29 protein-coding genes are annotated in these 24,838 nt (G+C 65.8%); 12 read left to right on the top strand and 17 right to left on the bottom strand.

The window, feature by feature from the left end; translation table 11 throughout:
- The first annotated feature begins 12 nt into the window (after positions 1-12).
- From NZK81_RS01485 to NZK81_RS01495, 3 genes are all read left to right on the top strand, one after another.
- Positions 13-1,704: an amidohydrolase gene (locus NZK81_RS01485; protein WP_419181643.1), complete on the top strand. Its 1,692-nt coding sequence runs from the start codon at positions 13-15 to the stop codon at positions 1,702-1,704.
- Positions 1,705-1,806: 102 nt separating this feature from the next.
- On the top strand, positions 1,807-2,844 hold the full coding sequence (locus NZK81_RS01490) for an MBL fold metallo-hydrolase (protein ID WP_260043308.1): 1,038 nt from the start codon (positions 1,807-1,809) through the stop codon (positions 2,842-2,844).
- A complete protein-coding gene (locus tag NZK81_RS01495; protein ID WP_260043310.1) occupies positions 2,841-3,125 on the top strand; it encodes a DUF3175 domain-containing protein in 285 nt (94 codons plus the stop codon). Before NZK81_RS01490 ends, NZK81_RS01495 begins: the two co-directional genes overlap by 4 nt.
- A 57-nt stretch (positions 3,126-3,182) precedes the next feature.
- Here the strand turns inward: NZK81_RS01495 and tatC are convergent, their stop codons facing one another.
- The 10 genes from tatC to NZK81_RS01545 all read right to left on the bottom strand — a co-directional run bounded on the left by tatC (position 3,183) and on the right by NZK81_RS01545 (position 11,745).
- Entirely contained in the window at positions 3,183-3,986 is an 804-nt protein-coding gene (tatC, locus tag NZK81_RS01500) for a twin-arginine translocase subunit TatC (RefSeq protein WP_260043312.1), read from the bottom strand.
- A gap of 11 nt (positions 3,987-3,997) precedes the next feature.
- Positions 3,998-4,426, bottom strand: a complete 429-nt coding sequence (gene tatB, locus NZK81_RS01505) for a Sec-independent protein translocase protein TatB (RefSeq protein WP_260043314.1) — start codon at positions 4,424-4,426, stop codon at positions 3,998-4,000.
- Positions 4,427-4,461: 35 nt separating this feature from the next.
- Complete coding sequence (locus NZK81_RS01510; protein ID WP_260043315.1) at positions 4,462-4,704, bottom strand: twin-arginine translocase TatA/TatE family subunit; 243 nt, start codon at positions 4,702-4,704, stop codon at positions 4,462-4,464.
- 52 nt (positions 4,705-4,756) lie between these two features.
- The gene (gene scpB, locus NZK81_RS01515; RefSeq protein WP_260043316.1) at positions 4,757-5,443 is read right to left on the bottom strand and encodes an SMC-Scp complex subunit ScpB; all 687 of its coding nucleotides are present in this window, start codon (positions 5,441-5,443) and stop codon (positions 4,757-4,759) included.
- Positions 5,440-6,255: a segregation and condensation protein A gene (locus NZK81_RS01520; protein ID WP_260043317.1), complete on the bottom strand. Its 816-nt coding sequence runs from the start codon at positions 6,253-6,255 to the stop codon at positions 5,440-5,442. The genes scpB and NZK81_RS01520 overlap by 4 nt, the downstream gene beginning before the upstream one ends.
- Before the next feature lie 3 nt (positions 6,256-6,258).
- Positions 6,259-7,272 carry a beta-N-acetylhexosaminidase gene (nagZ, locus tag NZK81_RS01525; RefSeq protein ID WP_260043318.1) on the bottom strand — a complete coding sequence of 338 codons (1,014 nt, stop codon included), beginning with the start codon at positions 7,270-7,272 and terminating at the stop codon, positions 6,259-6,261.
- Between the two features lie 99 nt (positions 7,273-7,371).
- A complete protein-coding gene (locus tag NZK81_RS01530; protein WP_260043319.1) occupies positions 7,372-8,169 on the bottom strand; it encodes an SPOR domain-containing protein in 798 nt (265 codons plus the stop codon).
- Positions 8,170-8,171: 2 nt separating this feature from the next.
- Entirely contained in the window at positions 8,172-9,917 is a 1,746-nt protein-coding gene (argS, locus tag NZK81_RS01535) for an arginine--tRNA ligase (RefSeq protein WP_260043320.1), read from the bottom strand.
- 47 nt (positions 9,918-9,964) lie between these two features.
- Positions 9,965-10,348, bottom strand: coding sequence for a c-type cytochrome (locus NZK81_RS01540; RefSeq protein ID WP_260043321.1), 384 nt, complete (start codon positions 10,346-10,348; stop codon positions 9,965-9,967).
- A complete protein-coding gene (locus tag NZK81_RS01545; protein ID WP_260043323.1) occupies positions 10,333-11,745 on the bottom strand; it encodes a hypothetical protein in 1,413 nt (470 codons plus the stop codon). Before NZK81_RS01545 ends, NZK81_RS01540 begins: the two co-directional genes overlap by 16 nt.
- A 307-nt stretch (positions 11,746-12,052) precedes the next feature.
- Here NZK81_RS01545 and NZK81_RS01550 point away from each other — a divergent pair, with 307 nt between their 5' ends.
- Positions 12,053-12,490 (top strand): FKBP-type peptidyl-prolyl cis-trans isomerase, encoded by a 438-nt coding sequence (locus tag NZK81_RS01550; RefSeq protein WP_260043325.1) that lies wholly within the window; start codon positions 12,053-12,055, stop codon positions 12,488-12,490.
- An 82-nt stretch (positions 12,491-12,572) separates the two neighbouring features.
- Here the strand turns inward: NZK81_RS01550 and NZK81_RS01555 are convergent, their stop codons facing one another.
- Positions 12,573-12,818: an RNA-binding protein gene (locus tag NZK81_RS01555; protein WP_260043327.1), complete on the bottom strand. Its 246-nt coding sequence runs from the start codon at positions 12,816-12,818 to the stop codon at positions 12,573-12,575.
- Positions 12,819-13,051: 233 nt separating this feature from the next.
- Between NZK81_RS01555 and miaB the strand changes: the two genes are divergently transcribed.
- Positions 13,052-14,386 carry a tRNA (N6-isopentenyl adenosine(37)-C2)-methylthiotransferase MiaB gene (gene miaB / locus NZK81_RS01560; RefSeq protein WP_260043329.1) on the top strand — a complete coding sequence of 445 codons (1,335 nt, stop codon included), beginning with the start codon at positions 13,052-13,054 and terminating at the stop codon, positions 14,384-14,386.
- Positions 14,387-14,392: 6 nt separating this feature from the next.
- Here miaB and NZK81_RS01565 read toward each other — a convergent pair whose 3' ends face one another.
- A complete protein-coding gene (locus NZK81_RS01565; RefSeq protein ID WP_260043330.1) occupies positions 14,393-14,941 on the bottom strand; it encodes a hypothetical protein in 549 nt (182 codons plus the stop codon).
- Between the two features lie 202 nt (positions 14,942-15,143).
- Between NZK81_RS01565 and NZK81_RS01570 the strand changes: the two genes are divergently transcribed.
- From NZK81_RS01570 to NZK81_RS01590, 5 genes are all read left to right on the top strand, one after another.
- The gene (locus NZK81_RS01570; protein WP_260043331.1) at positions 15,144-16,163 is read left to right on the top strand and encodes a PhoH family protein; all 1,020 of its coding nucleotides are present in this window, start codon (positions 15,144-15,146) and stop codon (positions 16,161-16,163) included.
- An 88-nt stretch (positions 16,164-16,251) separates the two neighbouring features.
- On the top strand, positions 16,252-16,512 hold the full coding sequence (locus tag NZK81_RS01575) for a hypothetical protein (protein ID WP_260043332.1): 261 nt from the start codon (positions 16,252-16,254) through the stop codon (positions 16,510-16,512).
- 63 nt (positions 16,513-16,575) lie between these two features.
- Positions 16,576-17,067, top strand: a complete 492-nt coding sequence (gene ybeY, locus NZK81_RS01580) for an rRNA maturation RNase YbeY (protein WP_260043333.1) — start codon at positions 16,576-16,578, stop codon at positions 17,065-17,067.
- A gap of 23 nt (positions 17,068-17,090) precedes the next feature.
- Positions 17,091-18,011: a hemolysin family protein gene (locus NZK81_RS01585; RefSeq protein WP_260043334.1), complete on the top strand. Its 921-nt coding sequence runs from the start codon at positions 17,091-17,093 to the stop codon at positions 18,009-18,011.
- 67 nt (positions 18,012-18,078) lie between these two features.
- Positions 18,079-18,963, top strand: coding sequence for a LysR substrate-binding domain-containing protein (locus NZK81_RS01590; RefSeq protein ID WP_260043335.1), 885 nt, complete (start codon positions 18,079-18,081; stop codon positions 18,961-18,963).
- A 42-nt stretch (positions 18,964-19,005) separates the two neighbouring features.
- On the opposite strand, the gene NZK81_RS01595 is transcribed toward NZK81_RS01590, so the two are convergent.
- The 4 genes from NZK81_RS01595 to NZK81_RS01610 all read right to left on the bottom strand — a co-directional run bounded on the left by NZK81_RS01595 (position 19,006) and on the right by NZK81_RS01610 (position 21,826).
- Positions 19,006-19,404 carry a TadE/TadG family type IV pilus assembly protein gene (locus NZK81_RS01595; RefSeq protein WP_260043336.1) on the bottom strand — a complete coding sequence of 133 codons (399 nt, stop codon included), beginning with the start codon at positions 19,402-19,404 and terminating at the stop codon, positions 19,006-19,008.
- Positions 19,401-19,889, bottom strand: a complete 489-nt coding sequence (locus NZK81_RS01600; RefSeq protein WP_260043337.1) for a TadE/TadG family type IV pilus assembly protein — start codon at positions 19,887-19,889, stop codon at positions 19,401-19,403. Before NZK81_RS01600 ends, NZK81_RS01595 begins: the two co-directional genes overlap by 4 nt.
- Before the next feature lie 5 nt (positions 19,890-19,894).
- The gene (locus tag NZK81_RS01605) at positions 19,895-21,154 is read right to left on the bottom strand and encodes a pilus assembly protein TadG-related protein (RefSeq protein WP_260043339.1); all 1,260 of its coding nucleotides are present in this window, start codon (positions 21,152-21,154) and stop codon (positions 19,895-19,897) included.
- Between the two features lie 204 nt (positions 21,155-21,358).
- Complete coding sequence (locus NZK81_RS01610) at positions 21,359-21,826, bottom strand: peptidylprolyl isomerase (protein ID WP_260043340.1); 468 nt, start codon at positions 21,824-21,826, stop codon at positions 21,359-21,361.
- A 188-nt stretch (positions 21,827-22,014) separates the two neighbouring features.
- On the opposite strand from NZK81_RS01610, the gene mgtE reads away from it, so the two are divergent.
- Together mgtE and NZK81_RS01620 are read left to right on the top strand one after the other, a co-directional pair.
- Positions 22,015-23,448 carry a magnesium transporter gene (gene mgtE, locus NZK81_RS01615; protein WP_260043341.1) on the top strand — a complete coding sequence of 478 codons (1,434 nt, stop codon included), beginning with the start codon at positions 22,015-22,017 and terminating at the stop codon, positions 23,446-23,448.
- Between the two features lie 160 nt (positions 23,449-23,608).
- Entirely contained in the window at positions 23,609-24,022 is a 414-nt protein-coding gene (locus NZK81_RS01620; RefSeq protein ID WP_260043342.1) for a DUF1489 family protein, read from the top strand.
- A 33-nt stretch (positions 24,023-24,055) separates the two neighbouring features.
- On the opposite strand, the gene NZK81_RS01625 is transcribed toward NZK81_RS01620, so the two are convergent.
- On the bottom strand, positions 24,056-24,811 hold the full coding sequence (locus NZK81_RS01625) for a LytTR family DNA-binding domain-containing protein (RefSeq protein ID WP_260043343.1): 756 nt from the start codon (positions 24,809-24,811) through the stop codon (positions 24,056-24,058).
- Positions 24,812-24,838: the final 27 nt, after the last annotated feature.

A 24,838-nucleotide genomic window follows, 5' to 3' on the forward strand; every position in this document is an offset into this window, starting at 1 on the left:
ACCTGCGCGCTCGTGGCCACGCCGGCCTGGGCCAAGCGCAAGAAGGTGGAGGAAGTCCCGACCGTTGCCGGAACGCTGATCGACAACGTCGAGGGCCTGACTCCCGATGGCAAGGGCGGCATCGAGCATTTCGAGGGCTTCCTGATCTCGCCCGATGGCCACGTGGCGGAGGTCTATCACGCAGGCGACAAGCGTCCCGAGCGCGTCCAGTACAAGCTGGACGGCAGGGGCCGCGTGGTCGTGCCGGGCATGATCGACGCGCACGGCCATGTCATGGCGACCGGCTTTGCAAAGATGACGCTGGACCTCTCGTCCGCGACATCGCTCGACGAGGCCCTCTCGCGCATCGCCGCCTGGACCGCGGCGCACCCCGACGCGCCGTGGATTCTCGGCAGCGGCTGGAATCAGGTGCAATGGGGCCTCGATCGCATGCCCACCGCCGCCGAACTCGATGCCGGAACCGGCGGCAAGCCCGCATGGCTCACCCGCGTCGACGGTCATGCCGGCTGGGCCAACAGCGCGGCGCTGGAGGCCGCCGGGATTACCGCCGCCACGCCCGACCCCGAAGGCGGCGAGATCCTGCACATCGCGGGCAGCGGGAAACCGGCAGGCGTATTCATCGACGCGGCCACTGCGCTGATCGCATCGAAACAGCCAAAGGCCCGCCCCGAGGACCGCGACACCGCGCTGGGCGAAGCGCAGCTCGCGCTGCTCGCACAAGGCGTCACCGCGATTGCCGACATGGGCACCTCGATCGAGGACTGGCAGGCCTTTCGCCGTGCCGCCGACATCGGCCACTTGCGCATCCGCATCGTCTCCTATGCCCTGAGCCTCGACGACATGGTGCTGATCGGCGGCCCCGGCCCGACGCCCTGGCTCTATGGCGACCGGCTCAAGATGAACGGGCTCAAGCTTTTCCTCGACGGTGCGCTGGGTTCGCGCGGGGCCTGGCTCAAGGCACCCTATGCCGACGATGCAAAGACCTCCGGCCTCCCGCAAATGACCCGCACGCAGCTCGGCAACAGGATGAGCCGCGCCGCGCTCGACAATTTCCAGGTCGCCGTCCATGCGATCGGCGACGAGGCCAACAAGACCGTGCTCGATGCCATCGACGAGCTTTCGGCGACCTACAAGGGCGACCGGCGCTGGCGCGTCGAGCACGCGCAGATCGTCGATCCCACAGACATCCCGCGCTTCGGCGAACACGGCACGATCGCCTCGATGCAGCCGCAGCACGAAGCCTCGGACCGGATCATGGCAGAGGCGCGGTTGGGCCCGGACCGGCTGGCAGGCGCCTATGCGTGGAAGTCCATAGCCGCGACCGGTGCAACGCTGGCATTCGGCTCCGACACGCCCGTCGAGCCCGCACGGCCCTTCGAAGGCATCGCCGTCGCCGTGACCCGGCAAGGGCCCGACGGAAAGCCTTTCCTGGGCTGGCAGCCGCAGGAGGCCATCAGCCGCGAGGCCGCGATCAACGCCTACACCACGGGCGCGGCCTACGCGATGTTCGCCGAGAACAAGCTGGGCCGCATCGCCCCGGGCTACGACGCCGATTTTCTGTTCGTCGATACCGATCCGACGCTGGCCACGCCCGACGAGATCCGCAAGACGCGGGTGCTGGAAACCTGGATCGGCGGCCAGCGCGCATGGTCGGCGGCAAAGGACGAAGCAGCGGCGCAGGCCCCGGAGCCCGAGGCATTCTAGGACAAGCGCGAGCCGGCACGGCCCGGCGCGCGATTTGACTTCCGCGCCTAGGCCGCGTCATGTCGAGGCCATCTCGTGCTCCGGCACACGGCAAGCAGGCACATGCGACCCTCACTGCATCCAAGACTGGTAAACACCCGCTCCGGCGATGCTGCGGTCTTTGTCGAAACCCTGCATCGCCAGGAAGCGCTGTTGTTCGATCTGGGCGATCTTTCGCCCCTGAGCCCGCGCGACGTGCTGCGGATCACGCATGTCTTCGTCACCCACATGCACCTCGACCACTTCGTCGGTTTCGACCGGCTGCTGCGCGCGCACATCGGCCGCGACAAGACGATCGTGCTGGTCGGCCCCGACGGCTTCACCGCCGCCGTCGAGCACAAGCTTCAGGCCTATACCTGGGATCTGGTCGACCGCTATGTCGCGGACCTCGTGTTCGACGTGGTCGAGGTCCGCCCCGATACCGACCCCGAGGCAACGCGCCTGCGCCTGAAGACCGGCTTTGCCCGGGAGCGGACCGAGCCGCCACCGTGGTCGGAGGGCCCGGTATTCCACTGGGAGGATTTCTCCGTGCGGGTCGCGATCCTCGCGCATCACGGACCAAGCCTGGGCTACGCGGTTCAGGAGCCGCTGCACGTCAATGTCTGGCCGAACCGCCTCAGGGAACGCGGGCTTCCCACCGGACACTGGCTGCAACCCCTGAAGCGCGCGGTCGCGGCGGGCGCGGCGGACGACACGCCGATCGTCCTGCCGAATGGCAAGCGATGCCCGCTGGGAGACCTGCGCAGCCTCGTCAGCATCGAACGCGGCCAGAAAATCGCCTACGTGACCGACGTGGCGGATACGGCGGGCAACCGCGCCGCCATCGCCGAACTGGCAAGGGATGCCGACACGTTCTTCATCGAATCCACGTTTTCGGCCGCCGACCGTGACCTTGCCCTTGGCCGCGCCCATCTGTCGACGACGGCGGCGGGCGAAATCGCGCGGGCAGCGCATGCCCGCCGCGTCGAGCCCTTCCATTTCTCTACCCGCTACGAAGACGAGGAGGATGCGATGGTCGCCGAGGTCCTCGCGGCATTCCGCGGTGACAGCGCCGAGGCCGCCCTCACAAGCGGCAAACCCGCCGGGAAGCCTCGCGAATGAACCGCAAATGGTCGCAAGAGGTGACCGAGCACTCGAACGCGCTCGATCTGGAGGAGGGTGTTTTCACCTGGAACGACCCTGGCGCCATTGCCCGCTCGCTGAAACGGGCGGCGGAACAGAGCACGCGGCGCAAGGGAACGCCGCTTCAATCGGCGATGGGCATGCTCAATTTCTACATCAACCGTGCCGGCAGCAATCTCTCGCAAGCGGACCACGAGCGACTGGAACGCGCCAAGATCGAGCTGCGTGCCCTCTTTCAGGAAAAGAAGGAAAACGGCTGAACCCCGGTCAATCGCATTTCCCGCGCATGCGGCCCTCGGGCTGCCGACGGGAAAGGATTACTCGGCCGGGGCGTCCGCCGCCTTCTGTTCGGCCAGCTTCTCGCGCGCATCGCGGTTTTCGGTGAAACGCATGACCAGCAGCGTGCCTTCGAACAGCGCCATCAGCGGCACGGCGAGCATCAGCTGCGAAATCACGTCGGGCGGGGTAGCGACGGCGGCGACGATGAAGATCCCGACGATGGCGTAGCGCCGCGCCCCGGCGACCTGCGCGCGCGTGACGATCCCCGCGCGGTTGAGCAGCATCAGCAGCACCGGCAGCAGGAAGCTGATCCCGAAGGCAAGGATGAACTGCATGACCAGCGCCAGATAGTCACCCGTCCCCGGCAGCGCCTCCAGCTTGAGCCCGCCGGTATCGCCCTGAAAACCGAGGAAGAAGTGAAAGGCCGTGGGCATGACCACGTAGTAGGCAAGCGCCGCGCCCATCGTGAACAGCACCGGCGTCGCGATCAGGAAAGGCAGGAAGGCCTTCTTCTCCTTCGCGTAGAGCCCCGGGGCGACGAAGGCCCAGATCTGGTTGGCGATCACCGGGAAGCTGACGAAAAAGGCCGCGAAGAGCGCCACTTTCACTTCGACGAAGAAGGCTTCGTAGAGCTTGGTGTAGATCAGCCTGCCCTGCCCTTCGGGGAAGGCCTGGGTCAACGGCTTGACCAGAAAGCCGAAGATGTCGCTCGAAAAATAGAAGCAGATGCCGAACGCGACGGCGAAGGCCATGAACGCACGCAACAGACGCGTGCGCAGCTCGATCAGGTGATCGAGCAGCGGGGCCTGCGTCTCGTCTATATCGGGAATCTGGAAAGCCATGTCGGAACCAGTCAGGGCGGAGGCGGCGGCAGGTGCAGTTCCGCCTGCCGCGTGTCTTTGGCGGGGCCGTCTCCGGCATCAGCCGCCGGCGGCTGCGTTTCCGCGGCGAAAGTGGAAGGCGTCTCGGGCTCGGAAGGCGTGGACTGATCCGACAACTCGGGTGCCGAAGCGATGGGCGCCTGCATCTCCTCGGCCGTGGGCAGTTTCGGAGTCGACCGCATGATCGCCTCGTTCTGCTCGCGCCACTTCTTCTCCATTTCCTCCAGCTCGGCCTCGCGGACCATGGCATCGATGCCCGAGCGGAAATGGCCGGAGATCTTGCGCATCTTGCCGATCCAGCGCCCAGCCGTCCGCATCGCCATCGGCATGTCCTTGGGACCGATGACGACGACCGCCACGATGACGACCATCAGAAGTTCGGATGCGCCGATGTCGAACATCGCCGATTACGACCCTGCCGTGTCCGGAATCAGGCTCAAGCCTGACCGTTCTTGGTCTCGCTCGGCGCCGGGCTGGCATCGCCCTGCTGCGAGGTGATCTGCGCGGGCGGCGTGGCGGCCTTCTCGGACGCCTTCTTCTCGTCCTCGTTCATGCCGTCCTTGAAGCTCTTGATGCCCTTACCGAAATCACCCATGATTTCCGACACACGGCCGCGTCCGAACAGCACGAGCACGATCACCAGAACGATCAGCCAGTGCCAGATCGAGAAGCTACCCATATCCTAAACTCCAAAAAATCGTTGCAACCCTCATGGGCCGCGCAGGCCTTATCTAGGGATTATGACAAGAACTTGCCAGCCCGTCAGAATCGTCGCGCCCCTCTTCATCGGTGTCGCCGCCATCCTGTTCGCCGGTGTTTTCCTCGCCTTCATCCTGTGAGCTGCGACCCATGGCCGTCTCTATCATGTCATCGTCCACCGGGTCCAACAGTCCTGCAGCGCGCAGTTCGTCGATTCCGGGCAATTCCTTGAGCGAGGCAAGGCCGAAGTGGGCGAGGAATTCCGCCGTCGTCGCGTATATGACCGGGCGCCCGGGCACCTCGCGACGTCCCGCGACGCGCACCCAGCCCGCCTCCATCAGCACGTCGAGCGTGCCCTTGGCGGTCTGGACTCCGCGAATCGCCTCTATCTCGGCGCGGCTGACGGGCTCGTGATAGGCAACGATCGCCAGCACTTCGGTGGCGGCGCGCGAAAGGCGGCGCAGCTCTTCCTTCTCGCGGCGCAGCAGGTGGGCAAGATCGGGCGCGGTCTGGAAATGCCAGCGCCTGCCCCGCTCGACGAGGTGGATGCCGCGCCGCTCGTAATGGCGCTGCAGTTCGGCCAGCGCGGGGCGCACGTCCGCCTGCCCCAGATGGGCCGAAATCTGGTCCACCGTCATCGGCTGCTCGGCGGCGAACAGGGTCGCCTCTACCGCACGGACGAGATCGTCGGGGGCCGATGCCTGCTCCGGGGCGTTCACGGCTTCACCGCCTTGAGCCGGAGCGGCCCGAACGTCTCTTCCTGCGCGAGTTCGGCCTTGCCGGTCCTCGCCAGCTCCAGCGCGGCGACAAAACTGGAAGCCAGCGCCGACTTGCGCAGCTGCGGGTTGGCCCAGCTGTCATGCGCGGGCGGCAGGAAATCGCGCAGGTCCATCCAGTCGATCGCCACGCCCAGCATCGAGGAGACCCGCTGGATCGCGCTGTCGAGCGTCATCACCATGCGCTCGCGCACCATGTGAACGACCGGCTCGCTGCGGATCTTCACGTCGCCATAGGCGCGAATCAGGTCGAACCATTCGCACTGCCAGAGGTTCTTGCGGTCGACGCGCAGGCCCTCCGGCGCGCCGCGCAGGAATACGTCGCGGCCCAGCCGGTCACGCCCCATCAGCCGCGCCGCCGCCTCGCGCATGGCGCCCAGGCGCTGCAGGCGCAGTTGCAGGCGCAGCGCCAGTTCCTCGGGGCTCGGGTCCTCCTGCTCGTCCTTGGGCAGCAGCAGCGCCGACTTGAGGTAGGCCAGCCAGGCCGCCATCACGAGGTAGTCGGCCGCCAGCTCCAGCCGCAGCGCCTCGGCCTGTTCGATATAGGTCAGGTACTGGTCGACCAGTTCGAGGATCGAGATCTTGCGCAGATCCACCTTCTGCCGCCGCGCGAGGTCGAGCAGCAGGTCGAGCGGGCCTTCCCAGCCGTCTATCTCGAGATAGAGCGCCTCCTTACGCTCGTCGGCCGAGGCAGCGCCTTCCCATTCGATTTCCGATGCATCGACCGGTTCGGGAATGTCCGGCGTCAGCTCCATGGCTCAGGCCACCCCCTGCGCCAGCAGAGCATCGCGTCGGGCGACAAGTTCGGCCTGATCTCCCGCCGTACCGCTGGGCTCCGCCGCTTCCAGCGCCCGTTCGAGCCGCTGCGCGGTCTCGTCGGACATCACCGGAAGGCGCCCGGCGATGCCGACCATGTCGTCCATCTTCGCCCAGCAGTTGAGCGCGATGTCGCACCCCGCCGCGATCGCGCGTTCGGCCCGCTCGGGCACCGTGCCCGAAAGCGCCTGCATATCGAGATCGTCGGTCAGCAGCAGGCCTCCGAAGCCGATGCGCCTACGGATCACCTCTTCCACCACGAAGGGCGAGAGCGTGCCCGGCAGATCGGCATCCCACGCGGTGTAGCGCACATGCGCTGTCATCCCCACCGGCGCATCGGCCAGCGCGCGGAAGGGCTGGAGATCGCGCTCCAGTTCCTCCGCGCTGGCGGTAACGGTAGGCAGTTCCTTGTGGCTGTCCGCCATGGCGCGGCCGTGCCCGGGCATGTGCTTGATGCAGCCGACGATGCCGGCACGCGCCAGCCCGGCCAGAGCCGCACGCCCCAGCGCGGCAACGCGCATGGGATCGGACCCGAAGGCCCGATCCCCGATCACGTCGTGCGCGCCGGGCTGGCGCACGTCGAGCGAGGGGTAGCAGTCGGCGGTAATGCCGACCTCGGCAAGGTCCAGCCCGAGCGCCTCGGCATTGGCGCGCACGGCTTCGATGGCCGACGCGGGCGCGATGTCGTAGAGGTGGTCGAAGGCCTCGCCCGCAGGGTAGGCGGGCCAGACCGGCGGCTTCATCCGCGCGACACGACCGCCTTCCTGGTCGATGCAGATATAGAGCCGCTCGCGCCCGTGGATAGCCTTCAGATCGTCGACCAGCGCGCGCATCTGGTCGGGGCTTTCGGCGTTGCGCCCGAACAGGATGTAGCCCGCCGGATCGGCATCGCGGAAAAACGCGCGTTCCTCATCGGTGAGAGCCAGCCCGGACAGGCCGAAAATCGCGGGTACCATGGGCGATTGGTCGCAGAACCGCGCGGGTTCCGCAAGGAAGCGGGACGCTCAGGTGTGCAAAAGTGCCGAAGCAGCAGGGCTTCTCCGACGCGCTTTGGCTCAGTTCTTTACCTGGCAGGACAATCCGGCGCTCTTCATGCCGTTGCACAGTTCCTTGGCCGCGGCGAGATCCGTGGGAACCGCCTGCAGGCGATAGACCGTGCCGATGTCTGCCTTGCCTTCCACCACGCGGTGCGAAACGTCGGCCAGAGCGGGATACTGCGACTTGAGCGTATTCCAGCCGGCCTCGGCAGCCGTCTTCGTCGAGTAGGCGCCGACCTGCACGCCCACGCCCTTCACGGCAGGCGCCCTGGCGGGCGTTTCCTTGGCCTTGGGGGCCTCGGGCTTCTCGGACTTGTCGAGCGAGGAGAAGCCCGGCTTGGGCGCTTCGTCCTTGTCATCGATCTGCGGCGGGCGGGTCTGCCCTTCGGCTACCGCGAAGCTGGTATCGCCCGTTCCCGCGACGACTTCGCCGCCGGGGTTTTCCGGTTTGGTCTTGTAGGGCTTCTTGGGCGCGGCAACCACGCCGCCATCGGCAACCAGCGCCTCGTCGGGCTTGTCGCGCAGGACCCAGAACAGCCCGCCGACGATCGCACCGATCGCGACAAGGCCCAGCACGACGAGCAGAATCCCCTGCCCGATCCCGGAACCGCCCTCGTCCTCGAATTCGTCGTCGTCACCTTCGAGCCAGGGCAGGCGCACGTCCTCGTCGCCGAGTTCGAGCTGCGGCGGCGCCTCGAAGCCTCCCTGCCCTTCAGGCGCCGGCGGCGTCTCGGGCTCGTGGCCTCCGGCGTCCTGCACGCCCTCGAAATTGGGATCTTCGTGGGCCCCTTCCCGACCCGTATCCGAGATCGCCATCGCTACATTTCCTCCACTGCCTCTACGCCGAGCAGCGCCAGCCCGTTGCGGACAAGCTGCCCGATTTGCACGGCCAGGAAAAGCCGCGCGGCGGTCTGGTTACCATCGGAGGCGTTAATAATCCGCTTTTCCACGCGATCGTTGCCCAGATTCCAGTAACCATGGAAGGCCGCGGCGAGGTCGTGCAGGAAGAAGGCCACGCGGTGCGGCTCGCGCGCGGCCGCGGCGGCTTCGACCATGCGGGGGAACTGCGCGGCCAGCTTTACCAACTCGAGCTCCTCCTCGCCCAGCAATTCAAGATGTTCCGCCGAGGGGCCCATTCCCTCCGCCGCCGCCTTGCGCAGTGTCGAGCAGACGCGGGCGTGGCAGTACTGGACGTAGAACACCGGATTGTCCTTCGAAGCCTCGACCACCTTGTCGAAGTCGAAGTCCATCTGCGCGTCGGGCTTGCGGGTGAGCATGGTGAAGCGCACCACGTCCTTGCCCACCATCTCTACGACATCGGCCAGCGTCACGAACGTGCCCGCGCGCTTGCTCATCTTGAACGGCTGGCCGCCCTTGAGGAGCTGGACCATCTGCACCAGCTTCACCTCGAAAGGCGTGGGCTCGCCATCCGCTCCGGTCATCGCGGCGACCGCGGCCTTGATGCGCTTGACCGTGCCTGCATGGTCAGCGCCCCAGATGTCGACCAGCGCGTCGGCTTCCTGCGCCTTCTGGTAGTGATAGGCGAGGTCGGCGCCGAAATAGGTCCAGGTGCCGTCGCTCTTCTTGATCGGGCGATCCTGATCGTCGCCGAACCGGGTGGACTTGAACAGCGGCAGTTCCACCGGCTCCCAGTCCTCAGGCGTCTTGCCCTTGGGCGCTTCGAGCACGCCATCGTAGACGAGGCCCTTGGAGCGCAGCCATGCCTCGGCCTCGTCGGGCTTGCCCGAGGCCTGCAGTTCGGCTTCGGACGAGAACACCTCGTGTTCGATGCCCAGCAGCGCGAGGTCGGCGCGGATCATGTCCATCATCGCAGCGACGGCCTTTTCACGGAACAGCACGAGCCATTCCGATTCGGGGGCCTTGGCGTACCTGTCGCCGAATTCATCGGCCAGCGCCTTGCCGACCGGGATCAGGTAGTCGCCCGGATAGAGCCCCTCGGGGATCTCGCCCACGTCCTCACCCAGCGCTTCGCGGTAGCGGATGTGCACGGAGCGGGCGAGCACCTGCACCTGCGCGCCGGCATCGTTGACGTAGTATTCCCTGACCACCTTGTGGCCCGCGAACTCCAGCAGCGTCGCCAGCGCATCGCCCACGACCGCGCCGCGGCAGTGGCCCATATGCATCGGCCCGGTGGGGTTGGCCGAGACGTACTCGACATTCACCGTCTTGCCGCCGCCCATGGTGGAACGCCCGTAATCCGCGCCCAGCGCGGCAATCGCACGCAGTTCGGCGAGCCATGCGGCAGGCGCGACACGCATGTTGATGAAGCCCGGCCCGGCGATCTCGGCGGACGTCACGTCATCCAGCTTCGACAGTTCCCCGACCAGCGCCTCGGCCAGATCGCGCGGCTTCATGCCCGCGGGCTTGGCCAGCACCATAGCCGCATTGGTCGCCAGATCGCCGTGCGAGGGATCACGCGGCGGCTCGACCGTGATCGCGCTTCGCTTCAGGCCGCCCGGCAGCGTACCGGCTGCTTCCAGCGCATCGAGCGCGGCGGAAAGGTGGCCTGCAAAGGCGGCGTAAAGGGTCTGGTTCTCGTTCATGACGCGCGCGGATAGCCGAAGTGCGCGAAAAGGGGAACAGGCCGGCTCTACTTCAACGTTTCAAGATAGGAGAGGACGGCATCCAGCCTGGCGGAATCGTGCATGCCGGGAAAGGGCATCTTGTTGCCGGGCACCACCTTGCCGGGATCGGCGAGGTAGCGATCCAGTTCCTCCGGCGTCCAGGTCAGCCCCGAATGCTTCATCGCCGCCGAAAACGCGTAGCCCTTCAACGTCCCCGCCTTCCTGCCGATCACGCCGAAGAGATCCGGCCCCACGGAAGGAGGTGCGTTCTTCGTGTCGTGATGACAGATCGAGCATTGCGCCTGGAAGACCCTGGCCCCGCCGGACATGTCGCCGGCGAGGGCGGGGCCGGAACCGGCCAGAACGGCTGCCAGCAGGATCGGGCGAAGAGCTTTCAGAACGCCAGCCATGTATAGAGCCTCAACGCATTGTTGTCGGCGGCACCGGAACCGGCGCCGTCATAGTTGTGCCGCGCCCCGTCGAACTTTCCATAAGCGGTGTACTGCAGGCCGACGCGCAGGTTGACGCGCGGGCCCAGCGGCGCGTTGTCGCCGCCCCAGGGCGTGTAGTCGACTTGCGCCATCACCCCGTTGCTGTCCGGCCTGCCATTGCCGCCATAGAGATCGCCGTTACGGCTGCCCGTGGTCGCAAAGGCCCCCAGAGTTGCGCCGATACGGTTATGCCATGTGTAGCCGACGTCGCCGCGCCATTCGTCGAGGTGGCCATGCGCGCAATCCGCAGAGGTACCATCGCCAACGAGCGCCAGAGCGCAGCTGGCGCGCAGATTGCTCGATTCGTGGACATAGCGCAACTGCGTCGAGATGGTGTCGCCCGACGACAGGACCTTCTGCCAGGAGGCATCGAGACCGAGATCGGTATAGCGATCATGCAGGCCCGTGCTCCGGTTGCGCCCGGGATTGATCGCTGCCTTGAGCGCGAAGGCGCCGGCCTCCAGAGTCCCTCCGCCCACCTGCCCCTGCCAGGCAAGCCGGCCATAGGGGGCAAGGCCGTGAATGTCCCCCGGATCGGCAGGATCGGCTCCCAGCCAGTCCAGCGTTCCCGCCGACGGGGTGGTGTAGGCCCCGGCCTCCGCATAGATCTTCTGCCCGACCCAGGCATACGCGCTCAGGCCCAGCGTGTTCTGCGCCAGCGCATCGTCGATCAGCGGCGCGGCGTCGGGCGTTCCGGAAACGGCCGTGTCGGTATAGGGGAAGCCCCAGGCAGGCGTGGTGTTCCATGCATCCTGCACCGTCGGCGAATTGTTGAGCGTCAGGCCGAAAACGGCATCGGCGCCGAACAGCTTGCCTCGCGTCACCGCCCGGACGTCGAGATTGTCCCAGGCCCAGGCCTTGGCCACGCCGTCATAGGTGATCTGCGCGAAACCTCCCAGATGCTGGCCGACACCGCCGGCCACGAACAGGCTGCCCTGATCGAAGGCGAGATTGTCGTTGCGGTCGAGGCCGTCCGGAGCGGGCACCTGATCCTTCCGCGTATGGGTGACGGACGCGATTGCCATCGCAGACAGCGGCACGTTGAACGCCTTCGTGCGCATCGTGTAGCCGTTGAGCTTGAATTCGCGTCCGAACGGCGTGAGCTGCGGCCCGAACCCTCCGACATGGCAGGCCTGGCAGGAAAGGCCGGTCTGTTCGGCAAAGGCAGGCACCGCGCCGGCGCGCCGCGCCGGAACCAGCAGCAGCACAAGCCCCAGTGCAACGGGCATCGCAAGAGGAACGAGCGTACGAATGCCGGGGATGGTTCCGGCACCGCCCGGACCCGCCGAGGCTTCCGCCATTGAAGATCGTGTCATGACCACTCCCTGTCTTTTCGCCTGGGGCTGTCACTGCCGATGACGGTCGTCCGTCCTCGCTTCACGCCTGCTGCCTGTTCGCACAGACGCTTTGGTTAGGACGCCGCGCAGGCTCCCAGTCCCCAAGTGCGGCCTCATTTTTCCGTCGGGGCGTTTCCACGACCGGACGGGGCATGAAGGCGAGGCCCGCCGCGATTTGACTGCCCGACCTGAAATTGCGACCATTGCGGGACGCCGGCGCCATTGTTGGAACGCCGAACGAGCGGCGCGCCCATGCGTCGGAACGAACTTACCCGAAGGAATGTCTATGCAGACCGCAAAGAACGGTGACACCGTGCTTATCGATTTCGTCGTGCGCACGGGCGACGGCCGCGTCGTCGGCAACACCGAGAAGGACGGCCCGCAGACCGTAACGATCGGCGCTTCCGAAATCTTTCCGCAGATCGAAGCCGCCTTGGATGGCATGGAAGTGGGGGGCGTGCAGGCGGTGACCGTCGCCGCCGCCGATGCCTTCGGCCCGCGCCGCGAGGAAATGGTCATCCAGATCCCGCGCGAACACCTGCCGCAGGAAACCCCTCCGCAGCCCGGCATGGGCCTGTCCGCCCGCCAGCAGGACGGGTCCACGATCGATCTCGTGATTACCGAGGTGGGCGAGGATACGGTCACGGCCGACGGCAATCACCCGCTTGCCGGCGAAGACCTGCATTTCGGACTGACCCTCGTCGAGATCAGGCCCGCAGCCTGAACGGCAACACGGAGCCTGATCTGTCCCGACGGATCAGGCTCGTCTGCCGGGCCGGGATCGCCCCGGCCACAGAGCCATCACGTCAGATGGCGTGAAGGCGTTCGACCGTCCCGCCGGCCGGCATCGAGCCGGTCAGTTGATCGTGTTCTGCGAAGATCCGCTCTATCTCGACACGCCGGTCGAAGATGAGCTTGGCGACCCCTGCGGTCATGCCTCCCTCTTCTCCCACCCGTCCGAGAACGCCGGCGAGATCCTCGAGCGTGGCTTTTTCGAGACTGGCATGCAGTCCACCCTTGGAATCGCGAAAAGCAGTGCATTGACTGGCCATGTGTCGCCTCCTCCATCACGTGTGTCGAACTACAACAACGCAAATGCGACCCGATCGGTTGCATCCCATGGATGCCCGCAGTGATACAATGCGCTTTCGCCGGCCGGTCGGCAACGCATAAAGGCCGGCAGTCCGGACGCGGGACAATCGCGACGACATAAGTTACGCCCGGCGCGAGCGGGCAGCCGCGCACGCCCCTTCAAAAGCCGTGCAAACGCGTGTATCGGGCCGCGATGCGTCCTACCCAGACTCCCAAGACCTACCGGGTCAAGAGCTTCGGCTGCCAGATGAACGTCTATGACGGCGATCGCATGGCCGAACTGCTGGCCGAACAGGGCATCGCCCCCGCCCCCGAAGGCGAGGATGCCGATCTCGTCGTGCTCAACACCTGCCACATCCGCGAGAAGGCGGCGGAGAAGGTCTATTCCGACATCGGCCGCCTGCGCCGCGAGGATGGCTCGTCGCCGCTGATCGCAGTCGCCGGCTGCGTCGCGCAGGCCGAGGGCGAGGAGATCATGGCCCGCGCGCCTTCGGTGAAGATGGTCGTGGGCCCGCAGGCCTATCACCGCCTGCCCGAGATGATCCGCGATGCCAGCGAAGGCAAGCGCGTCACCGACACCGACATGCCCGCCGAAACCAAGTTCGACGCGCTGCCCCGCCGCCGCCGCTCGGGCCCGACCGCGTTCCTCACCGTGCAGGAAGGCTGCGACAAGTTCTGTACCTATTGCGTGGTGCCCTATACACGCGGCGCTGAAGTCTCTCGCCCGCATGCCGACCTGATCGACGAGGCAAAGCGGCTGGTCGAAAGCGGCGCGCGCGAAATCACGCTGCTGGGCCAGAACGTCAATGCCTGGACCGGCGAGGATGCGAAGGGCCGCGCCATCGGCCTCGACGGACTGATCCGCGAACTGGCTGGGATCCCCGACCTTGCCCGCATCCGCTACACCACCAGCCACCCCAACGACATGACCGAGGGGCTCATCGCCGCGCATGGCGAGATCGGCAAGCTGATGCCGTTCCTTCACCTGCCGGTGCAGGCAGGCAACGACCGCGTGCTCAAGGCAATGAACCGCAGTCACACGGTGGACAGCTACCTGCGCATTCTGAAACGGGTCCGCGCCGCACGGCCCGACATCGCGCTTTCGGGCGACTTCATCGTCGGTTTCCCCGGCGAGAGCGATGCCGAGTTCGAGGATACGCTGGGGCTGGTCGACGCGGTGGGCTATGCCCAGTGCTTCAGCTTCAAGTACTCGCCGCGCCCCGGCACGCCGGCAGCCACGATGGACGACCAGATCCCCGCCGCGGTGATGGACGAGCGCCTGCAACGCCTGCAGGCCGCGCTCAACCGCGACCAGCTCGCCTTCAACAAGGCCAGCCTGGGCAGAACCTGCGACGTGCTGGTCGAGCGCAAGGGCAAGCATCCCGGCCAGTGGCTCGGCAAGTCGCCCTGGCTGCAGTCGGTGCATTTCACCGGCGAGGCGCAAGTGGGCGATCTCGTGCGCGTGGAACTGACCGAGGCAGGCCCGAACTCGATCGCCGCGCGCCTGCTGGAAACCGCGCCGGCCTGAGCGCCTTTATTCGACGGGCCTGAGCGGTTCGAGCGGAATCAGTTCGGTCCCGATCGAATCGGTTTCCTCAGCCGGCGAGACTGTCGGATTTTCCGGATAGCCCTTGCCGTCGAAGGCCAGGCGTACCGTATGGGCCACCACGCCGCCGCCGGCGATGGTAACGGCCAGGTCGTGCCATCCATTGCTCTTGCTCTCGAGCACGCCCACCGGGAGTTGCACCACGCTGAGTTCGCTGACCTTGCGCAGCTGTGCGCCGTCGCGCCTCAGCACCACGAGGTTGCAACCGCCGGTGCCGCACATCATCGGCCCGCCGACATAGGCCAGCACTTCGGGCGTACCGTCGCCATCGAGGTCGGTCTCGGCCTCGGCATAGAGCAGCTTGCCCATGTCCTCGTAATTGGCCCTGATCCAGCTCCGGGTGCTTTGCAGAGTAACGTCCTCGCTGGGCGCGGCCGAGGGTTCGCCTTGCGGCTCGTCCTTCTTGCAGCCTGCAAGAGCCCCGGACAGCAACAGCGCCGTCGCCAGGGGCGCGGCAATGTAAGCCTGGCGTTTCATGACGGCAGGCTAACCCCGCAGGCCGATGATCCGCAAGACAAATAGCCGCAAGGGAAACACGCCCGGCGGAAATGCCGCATGAAAATTGGTCACGATAAAAAGAGAACTTATCCACCGCACTACGGCGTGGCGCGACTTGCGCGGACCGATTGCCACCCTATCTTTCGAATCAGAACACATTCCTTCGTTTCGAAAGGAGCGCATGGCCCGTAAAGCAGCCCGTGCCGACAATCCGGCGCAGTTTCGCCCCGAAACCCATCGCCGGGCGCGTGTCGAAATAGAATTCGACGAACCCACGCTGCTGGGGGCCCTGTTCGGGCAGTTCGATGCCAACCTCGTACAAGTCGAAAACCGGCTGGGCGTGTTCATCTCCGCACGGGGCAACCGCATCCAGATCGAAGGCCCCGACGATGCCGTCGCCCGTGCCCGCGACACGCTCAAGGGCATGTACCACCGGCTCGAACAAGGGCAGGACCTCGATGCCGGCGCCGTCGAATCGCTGATCGCCATGTCCTCCGAACCCACCCTCGAAGGCATCATCTCGGGCGACGAAGGCGCGCCGCCGATCATGATCCGCACGCGCAAGAAGACGATCGTGCCGCGCTCGGCGACGCAGATCGAATACATGCGCGCGCTGGCCAAGTCGGACGTGATCTTCGCGCTCGGCCCGGCCGGCACCGGCAAGACCTACCTTGCCGTGGCGCAGGCGGTCAGCCAGCTCATGACCGGCTCGGTCCAGCGCCTGATCCTGTCGCGCCCGGCCGTGGAAGCAGGCGAAAAGCTTGGCTTCCTGCCCGGCGACATGAAGGACAAGGTCGATCCCTACCTGCGTCCGCTCTACGATGCGCTCTACGACTGCATGCCGCCCGAACAGGTGGAACGCCGCATCGCCTCGGGCGAGATCGAGATCGCCCCGATCGCCTTCATGCGCGGCCGCACGCTCGCCGATGCCTTCGTCATCCTCGACGAAGCGCAGAACACCACGCGCGAGCAGATGAAGATGTTCCTCACCCGCTTCGGCCAGAACTCGCGCATGGTGGTCTGCGGCGACCCGCGGCAGGTCGACATCCCCGGCGGCGACCGCATGAGCGGCCTGGCCGACGCCGTAGGCCGACTGGAGGGCGTCGAAGGCATCGCCGTCACCCGCTTTACCGCCGCCGACGTGGTGCGCCACCCGATCGTGGGGCGGATCGTGGAGGCTTACGAGGGCAAGGCCGAGTAGTCGCACCGGAATGCCCGGAAAGGGCGCGCGCTCGACATCTTGCTCGTTCCTGCTTTGAATCCAAGTCATGGCAAGATAGGCGCGTCTTATGATGAACATTCCCTGGGATCAGCCCGCGACGCTGATCGATCTGGACGGCAAGACGCCGATCATCGGCACGATCTTCGACTGCGTCACGCACTTCTCGCTGTTCAAGCCGTTCGCCAAGGCGCAGGCGCGCATCCTGTTGACCCGGCCTGCTTTCCGCCCGGGCCAGAAAACCCGGACGTGGGTTCTCAATCCAGACGAAATCGAAATGCTCGTCCAGAAATGGGCCACGGAAATCGAGGAAGCGCTGCAACCCGACTGAGGGCGGACATTCGGGGCGCGAGAGTGGCTCGACTTCGCCCGGCACGAACGGGTAGGAAGCGCCATGATCCTCGAAATCGACATCGAAGCGCCCTGGCCCGTCGCGCCCGACTGGGCAGACCTTGCCGAGCGCGCGCTCGAAGCCCTGCAGCAGATCGCCCCCGAACTCGACAATCCGCGCCTGATCGCCAGCGTGCTGTTCACTTCCGACGATGAGGTCCACACGCTCAACCGCGAATGGCGGGCCAAGGACAAGCCGACGAACGTGCTCTCGTTCCCGATGCTCGAACACGAAAGCCTGCGCGCGCTCGCGCCGGACGGGCCACCGGAAATGCTGGGCGACATCGCCCTCGCCTTCGAGACCTGCGCGCGCGAAGCGGAGGAAAAGGGCGTCTCCGTGGAGCACCATGCGACGCACCTGATCGTCCATGGCCTGCTGCATCTGGCCGGCCACGATCACGAGATTTCTGACGCGGATGCCGAGGCAATGGAAGCCCTCGAAACAAAGGCCCTTGCGATTCTGGGCATCCCTGACCCATATGGGGACCGATCTTAGGCTTCAGGGGATAACCAAGCACGATGGCCGACAATGGCCGCCACACCGAGTCCGGCTCGGGAGAAGGGGACAGTAGCGGCACGCTCTGGCGTGTGTTCAAGCGGCTCTTCCAGTCCGACGGCGATCAGTCGCTGCGCGCGCAGATCGAGGAAGTCATCAACGAGCACGAGGGCGAGGTCGACACGCATGGCGCGGCCAGCGGCGATCTTTCGCCGCTCGAACGCCAGATGCTGCGCAACCTGCTGCATTTCAGCGAACACGATGCCGACGACGTCGCCATTCCGCGGGGCGAGATCATCGCGCTGCCCGCATCCGCATCGTGGGAGGAAGTCGTCGAATCCTTCGCCGAGCACGGCCACAGCCGCGTGCCCGTCTATGGCGAATCGCTCGACGAGGTGAAGGGCATGCTCCACATCAAGGACGTGTTCTCCCACCTCGCACGCGGGACGAAGCCGGACGACTGGAACGACCTGCTGCGCCAGCCGCTCTATGTGCCCCAGTCGCGCGGCGCGCTTGACGTGCTGGCCGACATGCGCGCCCAGCGCACGCACCTTGCCGTCGTGATCGACGAATATACCGGCACCGACGGGATCATCACCATCGAGGACCTCGTCGAGGAAATCGTCGGCGAGATCGAGGACGAGCACGACGAGGCGCCCGAAGAGCTGCTGGTACCGCTGGAAGACGGCAGCTGGGATGCCGATGCCCGCGTCGAACTGGAAGACGTGGCCGAACGAATCGATCCGCGCCTTGGCGAGGTGGAGGAAGCCGTCGACACGCTTGGCGGCCTTGCCTTCGTCCTTGCCGAACAGGTTCCCGAGGTCGGCACCATCCTGACGCACGACAGCGGCTGGCGGATCGAAGTTATCGACGGGAATGAGCGGCACGTAACGCGTTTGCGGCTCCATCCGCCACAGCAGGACTTGGAAAACCCGCACGATTAGCCCACATAGTGTTGCATGATCTGCATCGCAGATTGCGTCACCAGCAACCGCGACGAAAAGAATTCCATTGCCTGTACGCCGACTTCCTCCCTTGCGCGCGCTTGAAGCCTTCGTGCGCGTCGTCCGCCTCGGGTCCGCCAAAGCAGCGGCCAACGAACTGGCCCTTTCCCCTTCCGCGCTTTCACGCCGCGTTGCCGCGCTGGAGGATTTCACCGGCAAGCGCCTGTTCACCCGCCAGCACCAGGCGATGAAGCTGACCGACGAAGGACAGGCTTTCTACAACGCCATCGGCCCCAAGCTGGAAGAACTGGCCGAAGCGGTGGAAGCACAGATCGACCGCGGCCAGGTGCTGCGCCTGCATCTGGGCGTCCCCACGCTGTTCGGCGGCCAGCGGCTGTTCCCGCGCCTGCCCGAATTGCGCAAGCTGCACCCGCGCCTGCATATCGACATCGATACCGGCACCCATCCGGAAGACCGCGTGGGCGACACGCTCGATGCCGCGATCGTGCTGACCAAGGAGCCCGACAACGCGTTCTACCGGGTGCAGCTGGACCACAACAAGGTCTATGGCATCGTCTCGCAGGAGATGGCGGCGGAGATCGGGCCCGTGCCCGACAAGGAAACGCTGTCGAAGCAGACCTTCCTGATCCACCAGGACCTGCCCGACAGCCTGGACGCCTGGAAGAAGGCCATCGGCATGCCCGATCTGGAACCGGCCTCGATCGACAAGTTCGATTCCGGCCAGCTCGTGCTCGAAGCCGCCGCGCAGGGCCTCGGCATCGCCATCATGCACGACGACCACTTCCGCCGTGCCCACGACGACCGGCTGGCCCGGCTGTTCGACATCGATGTCGAGAGCCCCTATCGCTACTGGTTCATCTGCAAGCCCAAGGCGCTGGAAACCCGCCCCGTGCGCATCTTTCACGAGTGGCTGCTGCAGGCAGGGCTGTAGTTCCCGCAAGCGGCCCCGATCGACGCCGCAGCGGGCTGTCCGTCAGGTCGGATCGTACGAGGACATCGACTCGTCGAGGACGATCGGCCCGACACTGGCAAACGGTATCACGGGCGCCAGCTTGTACTGGATGGCGACACTGCTGTAGGTCGCACCGTTCGCCGCCGTTCCGCGCTGCAGGCTGAGCGAGACGATACCATCATCCCTGACCCCCGCCAGGCTGTCGCGCACCTTGTTGAGAACCTCGGTTTCCGTCGCGCTGGGATGAACCTTGGCATAGCGGACGCCCTCTCCCGCCGCGTGGCGAATGGCGCCCGAAGCCTGGAGAACCAGCGCGAACTGCAATATGCCGATCATCACGGTCAGGATCACCGGTATCGCGAAGGCGAATTCGACGGCCGAAGCGCCGCGCGAGTCCCTGAGCAGCGTTCGAAGGGTCATTGAATCCTCACCAGACTGTCACCGTGCACCGTGATGCTCGATCCGATCGACTGCATGCCGAACATGCTCCCCATGGCCGCCCAGTCGAACTGGAGCGGGACGTCGCGCTGGATCGCGATGCTGACGAAACGGGCAGACGTCTCGCCTGCGGCGCAGGGCGTGTTGAATTTCGATTGGCGCACACCATCGCACTCGAGGAAGATTTCCGCCGTGACATCCTGGGTCGAGACGCCCGCGGCAGACGCCGCTTCGGTCGCCAGATAAGTCGCGTTGGAACTCGTGGGCCGTTTTGCCAGGGCGAAAGCCGTCGTGCGTTGAGCCGCCTGCTCCACGTCGATCGTCGCGCATACGAAGCGCGAGACGTCGATCATGCCCGCAATCATGAAGAGTAGTACCGGCAGGACCAGTCCAAGCTCCATGACCGCGGCCCCCTTGCGGTCTTCGAGGACATGCTTCGCAGTGCACGACAGAACGGGCATGGACATGGCCATCACTCCACTACCCGGACGACACGGGCGGAAAGGTCGAGATCGTTGTAGTCCGCGGAGCAGTTGTTATCGAGCGAGGTGGTACCCGCGAAGGTCACCTGGTTGGCGACCATCAGCAGACAGTCCGCATGCTGGCCTGCGTTTCCGGTGAAGCTGAGGTTGCCGCCCGGCATGTAGACGATGCCGTCCAGCTTGAGCGTGCTGCCGCCGGTGATGTTGCTGTCGCTCGACGATCCCATAGGATCCTGGAAAAACAGGACGTTCTTCCAGGTGGGATCCTCAACGGCCGTGGGCGCGCGCAAGTCAACGTCGGCGCCACCCGCCAGCTTGACGGTTGCCACGTTCTTGGGATCGTCGCCGGTCAGGATGATGGTGACACCTTCACCGGTCAGATGCGCCTGGCTGTTCACAGTGAACGAGCCCTTGTCGATAATGTAGACGCCCGGCGAGAGCGTGATGTCGCCTTGAAGCGTAACGCCATTGCAGTACCGGCCAGGGTAGATCGTCGTGGTCACGCTCGGCGCGATGTTCAGATTGTTCGCGGTACAGCTCGTGGGTGACGTGGGCACCGTCAGGTTGCGCGATGCGATCGGATCGACGATCGGCAGGCCGTAGGGCTGCAGCGCCGCATTGGACGGAATGTTCGAACTGCTCGCCTGGATGCCGCCCACCGCGTGGAAATTGGGCGCGTCCAGCCAGCTGCTGCCGTCGAGGTCGATCGCCGTCTCGATGTTGGAGTTGGCGGCAGCCCCGCAGCCGAGGTCGACGTGGGCGGAACCGACCGTACCGATGCCGACGCCGCTAGGCGAAAGCGCGATAACGCAATATTCACCATCGGACGCCACGGTCGCCACGGCGCGGGCGCGCACGGTGGGCGCCACGTTGAGGAACATGCTGGAGAAGGGAAGCTTCTGGCTGGTGATCGCCTGGACCTCCACGGCATTGCTGTCCCCGGTATAGGCCCCCGACGTCGGGGGATTAGAAAGCAGTTCGATAGTGACCGCCGAGGTCGAAACACCGTTCCGGCCGACTTCCTGCGTCGCGGCCGAGGCGTAATCGCTTCCTTCCTGCTGGCTGAGCACGCCCGCCCTGGCACCGGCATCGACCGCCTGCTGCAACTGGCGCTTCCAGAGATACCACTGGGCGGTATCGACCGCGAGGGCCGCGCCGCCGACCAACGTCGTCAGCCCGAAGGCCGTCAGCGCCAGCACGTTGCCTTCCATGCTGGACCGCAAGCGGGACAGGAATGACTGCACTGCCATGGAAGATTCCCCCGAATCGCATCACGAAACACTGCTATTTGGACATCGACCGGGTAAGGGAATCTGATATAACCTGGTTACTCCAAATTAAGCATTTCGCCCCGGATCGCCGCGCCGCCAGAGGCGTACGAAAAAGGGCGGCCCTTGCGGACCGCCCTCTTCACGATTTCGGATTTCCGAAACGCCTCAACCTTGCGAAAAGCCTCAGCCTTCCGAAACGGTCGCCTTGACGATCGTGCCCGGGTTGCGCGGCGGCTCGCCCTTGGGCAGCGCGTCGACATGTTCCATGCCTTCGACCACCTGGCCCCAGACCGTGTACTGGTTGTCGAGGAAAGTGGCATCGTCGAAGCAGATGAAGAACTGGCTGTTGGCCGAGTGCGGCGCGCTGGTGCGGGCCATCGAGCACACGCCGCGCACGTGCGGCTCGGCGTTGAATTCAGCCTTGAGGTCCGGCTTGTCCGAACCGCCCATGCCAGTGCCGTGCGGGCAGCCGCCCTGCGCCATGAAGCCGGGGATCACGCGGTGGAACTTTACGCCGTCGTAGAAGCCCTCGCTGGCGAGTTCCTTGATCCGCGCAACGTGGCCGGGGGCCAGATCGGGGCGCAGCTTGATCTTGACGTCGCCCTGGCTTTCGCCGGTGTCGAGGGTAAGCGTCAGAAATTCGTCGGCCATTACATGTCTCCTGTTGCCTGCGCCCAAACCCCGGGCGCAGATCGGCTCGGCGCCCGATATAAGACGCGCGCCGGCAATGTCACCCTTCGTTGGAAGGCAGCCAGCGCCGCGCCGGTATCGCGGGCGCCATCCCCAGCCGGGGAACACTGTCTGTTGCAATTGCGAATTTGCTGCGTAGACCCGGCTTCATGAGCGAAGCGGACCTCAAGGAGAACCTGCCCGAAGAAGAGGCCACCGCCGAAGCCGAAATCGCGCCCGCATCCGAAAGCCTCGACGAGGAAAACCGCCTCAAGGGCGAATTCGTCCGCAGCGTCAAGGACGCGCTCGACGAGGAAGACTTCGACCGCGTCTACGACCTCGTCGAACCGCTCCACCCCGCCGACATCGCCGACCTGTTCGAGCTGGTCGACGAGCACGAGCGCCTCACGCTCGCCCGCTCGATCCGCGACCTCATGGGCGTGGAAGTCATCGCCGAGCTCAACGACTGGGTTCGCGAACTGCTGGTCGAGGCGCTGCCCGCCGATGTCGTCGCCGACATCGCCGAACAGCTCGACACCGACGATGCCGTCGCCATGCTGGAAGACCTCGACGAGGAGGACCAGCAGGCCGTCCTCGCCGAGATGGAGCCGGAAGACCGCGCCGCCATCGAATCCGGCCTGTCCTATCCGGAGGAATCCGCCGGCCGCCTGATGAGCCGCGAATTCGTCGCGGTGCCCGAGACGATGACCGTCGGCGACCTGATCGACTTCCTGCGCGAACACCGCGAACTGCCCACCGAGTTCTGGGAAGTGTTCTGCGTCGATGCGCTGCACCACCCGGTCGGCACCTGCGCGCTCTCGTGGATCCTGCGCTGCCCGCGCAACATCCCGCTCTACGACGTGATGAAGCGCGAACAGACGCTGATCCCGGTGGGCATGGATCAGGAGGAAGTCGCGCTGCGCTTCCAGAAATATGCGCTGATCTCGGCTGCGGTGGTCGACGATTCGGGGCGGCTGATCGGGCAGATCACCGTCGACGACGTCGTCCACGTCATCCAGGAAGAAGCTGGCGAGGACGCCCTGCTGCTGTCCGGCGCGGGCGACGGCGACATCAACGAGCCGATCATGCTGACGGTGCGCGCGCGCCTGACATGGCTGGTCGTCAACCTCGGCACCGCCATCATCGCCTCCTCGGTGGTCGGCCTGTTCCAGGGCGCGATCGCCCGCTTCGCGCTGCTGGCCGTGCTGATGCCGATCGTCTCGGGCATGGGCGGCAATGCCGGCACGCAGACGCTCGCCGTGGTGGTGCGCGCCATCGCCACCAACCAGCTGACCGATTCCAACACCTGGAAGATGATCCTGCGCGAATTCCGCATCGCACTTACCAACGGCACCGCACTGGGCATACTGATCGGCAGCGGCACCGCGCTGCTTTTCGGCAATCCCCTGCTCGGCGCCGTGATCGCAACGGCCATGGTGGTGAACAACCTCGTCGCGGGACTGGCCGGCATTCTCGTCCCCGTCACGCTCGACCGTCTCAAGGTCGACCCGGCCGTCTCCTCTTCCGTCTTCGTGACGACCGCGACCGACGTGATGGGCTTCTTCTCGTTCCTGGGGCTGGCGGTCCTTACCGGGCTGGCCTGAGATCTTTCCGACCTGACCGGTCGCTCAGTTCGGGAAATCGTCATTACGAGGCTAAAAGGGCCACGGGCTGCGCTCGCAATGACGAGGTTGTTTTCACGCAGACAGGCTGCCTCCCGAACAGACACTGGCCTGAGCGGCCCGCGCGCCCTATCTTGGCGCCATGCCGCTGCACATGACCAAGATCGCCTATTCCGCCGAGAGCCCTGCCAGCCTGCGCGCATGGCTGGAAAGCAACGCGAAGGGCAATGGCGGAACCGGCGAGGCGCTGATGACCACCCGCTACCTGCCCAAGCGGCACGAGGAGATGGAAGGCGGCTCGCTCTACTGGATCTTCGAGCACGCGCTGATCGGCCGCTCGCCGATCCTGCGCTTTACCCAGCGCGACGACGGCCGCTGGCACATCCACCTCGCCCCCAAGCTGATCCCCGTGGTGACCAAGCCCAAGCGCGCCCATCAGGGCTGGCGCTACCTCAAGGAAGAGGACGCCCCGCGCGACCTCGGCGACGGGGAAAGCAGCGGCGACGTGATGCCCCCCAAACTGGCGCGGGAGCTGATGAAGCTCGGGCTGGTGTAAAGCCGGCCGGAAACGCCGATCCGCTCAGGCATTTCAATCGGCAAGCCAGCCTGCCGAACGTAAGGTGATCACGGCAGACCGCGCGACCGGAACCTGCAGCCCGTTCACGAGACGCAGCTGCATCGAGCGCGGCGTTCCCTGCACTTCGGCCACGGCGGTCCGCGCCACCCACCAGCTGCGATGCGTCTGCAGCCCCTCGATCCCATCCATGACGGCAATCGCCCGCTTGAGCGGCATGAGCACGATCTGCGATCCCGCGGCGCGGTGCACGCGCACGTAGTGATCTTCAATTTGCAGGGCCACGATCGTGCCGGGATCGGCAAACGCCCCCTCTGCCGGCTCGGGCAGGGTCGTGCGCGCCGGGGGCGTCCCGGCATCGGCAGCACGCCGCTGGCGCAGCGCCCATTGCACGCCGATCAGGGTGTAGAGACAGCCCAGAATCGTCGTCTGGCCGTACCAAACCGGCCATGCCGGGACATTCGCTTCCAGCTGCGGCCAGAGATGAAGCGCCAGCGCGCGTGAAATCCACGCTTCCGGCACACTGGCCAGCAAGGCCCCGAGGAACAGCGAGAGCCAGTCCACCACCCTGCCCCGCCAACGCTGCATCAGGACGCGCGCGGTGAAACCATAGAGCAGCACCCCGGCGCAGCACGTCGTCATCCAGAACAGCAACCGCTCGGGAAACGGACCGTTGAGATAGGTCCCGAACGGGCCCAGCAACGCCAGCGCAAGGCCCCCGCACGAGGCCAAAACACCGGCACGCAAATAGAATTTCCGGTCCCGTTTCACCCCTGTGTCTCTATCGTCGCCACGCGC

The sequence above is a fragment of the Novosphingobium mangrovisedimenti genome, from assembly GCF_025153475.1.
GTDB classification, from domain to species: domain Bacteria; phylum Pseudomonadota; class Alphaproteobacteria; order Sphingomonadales; family Sphingomonadaceae; genus Novosphingobium; species Novosphingobium mangrovi_A.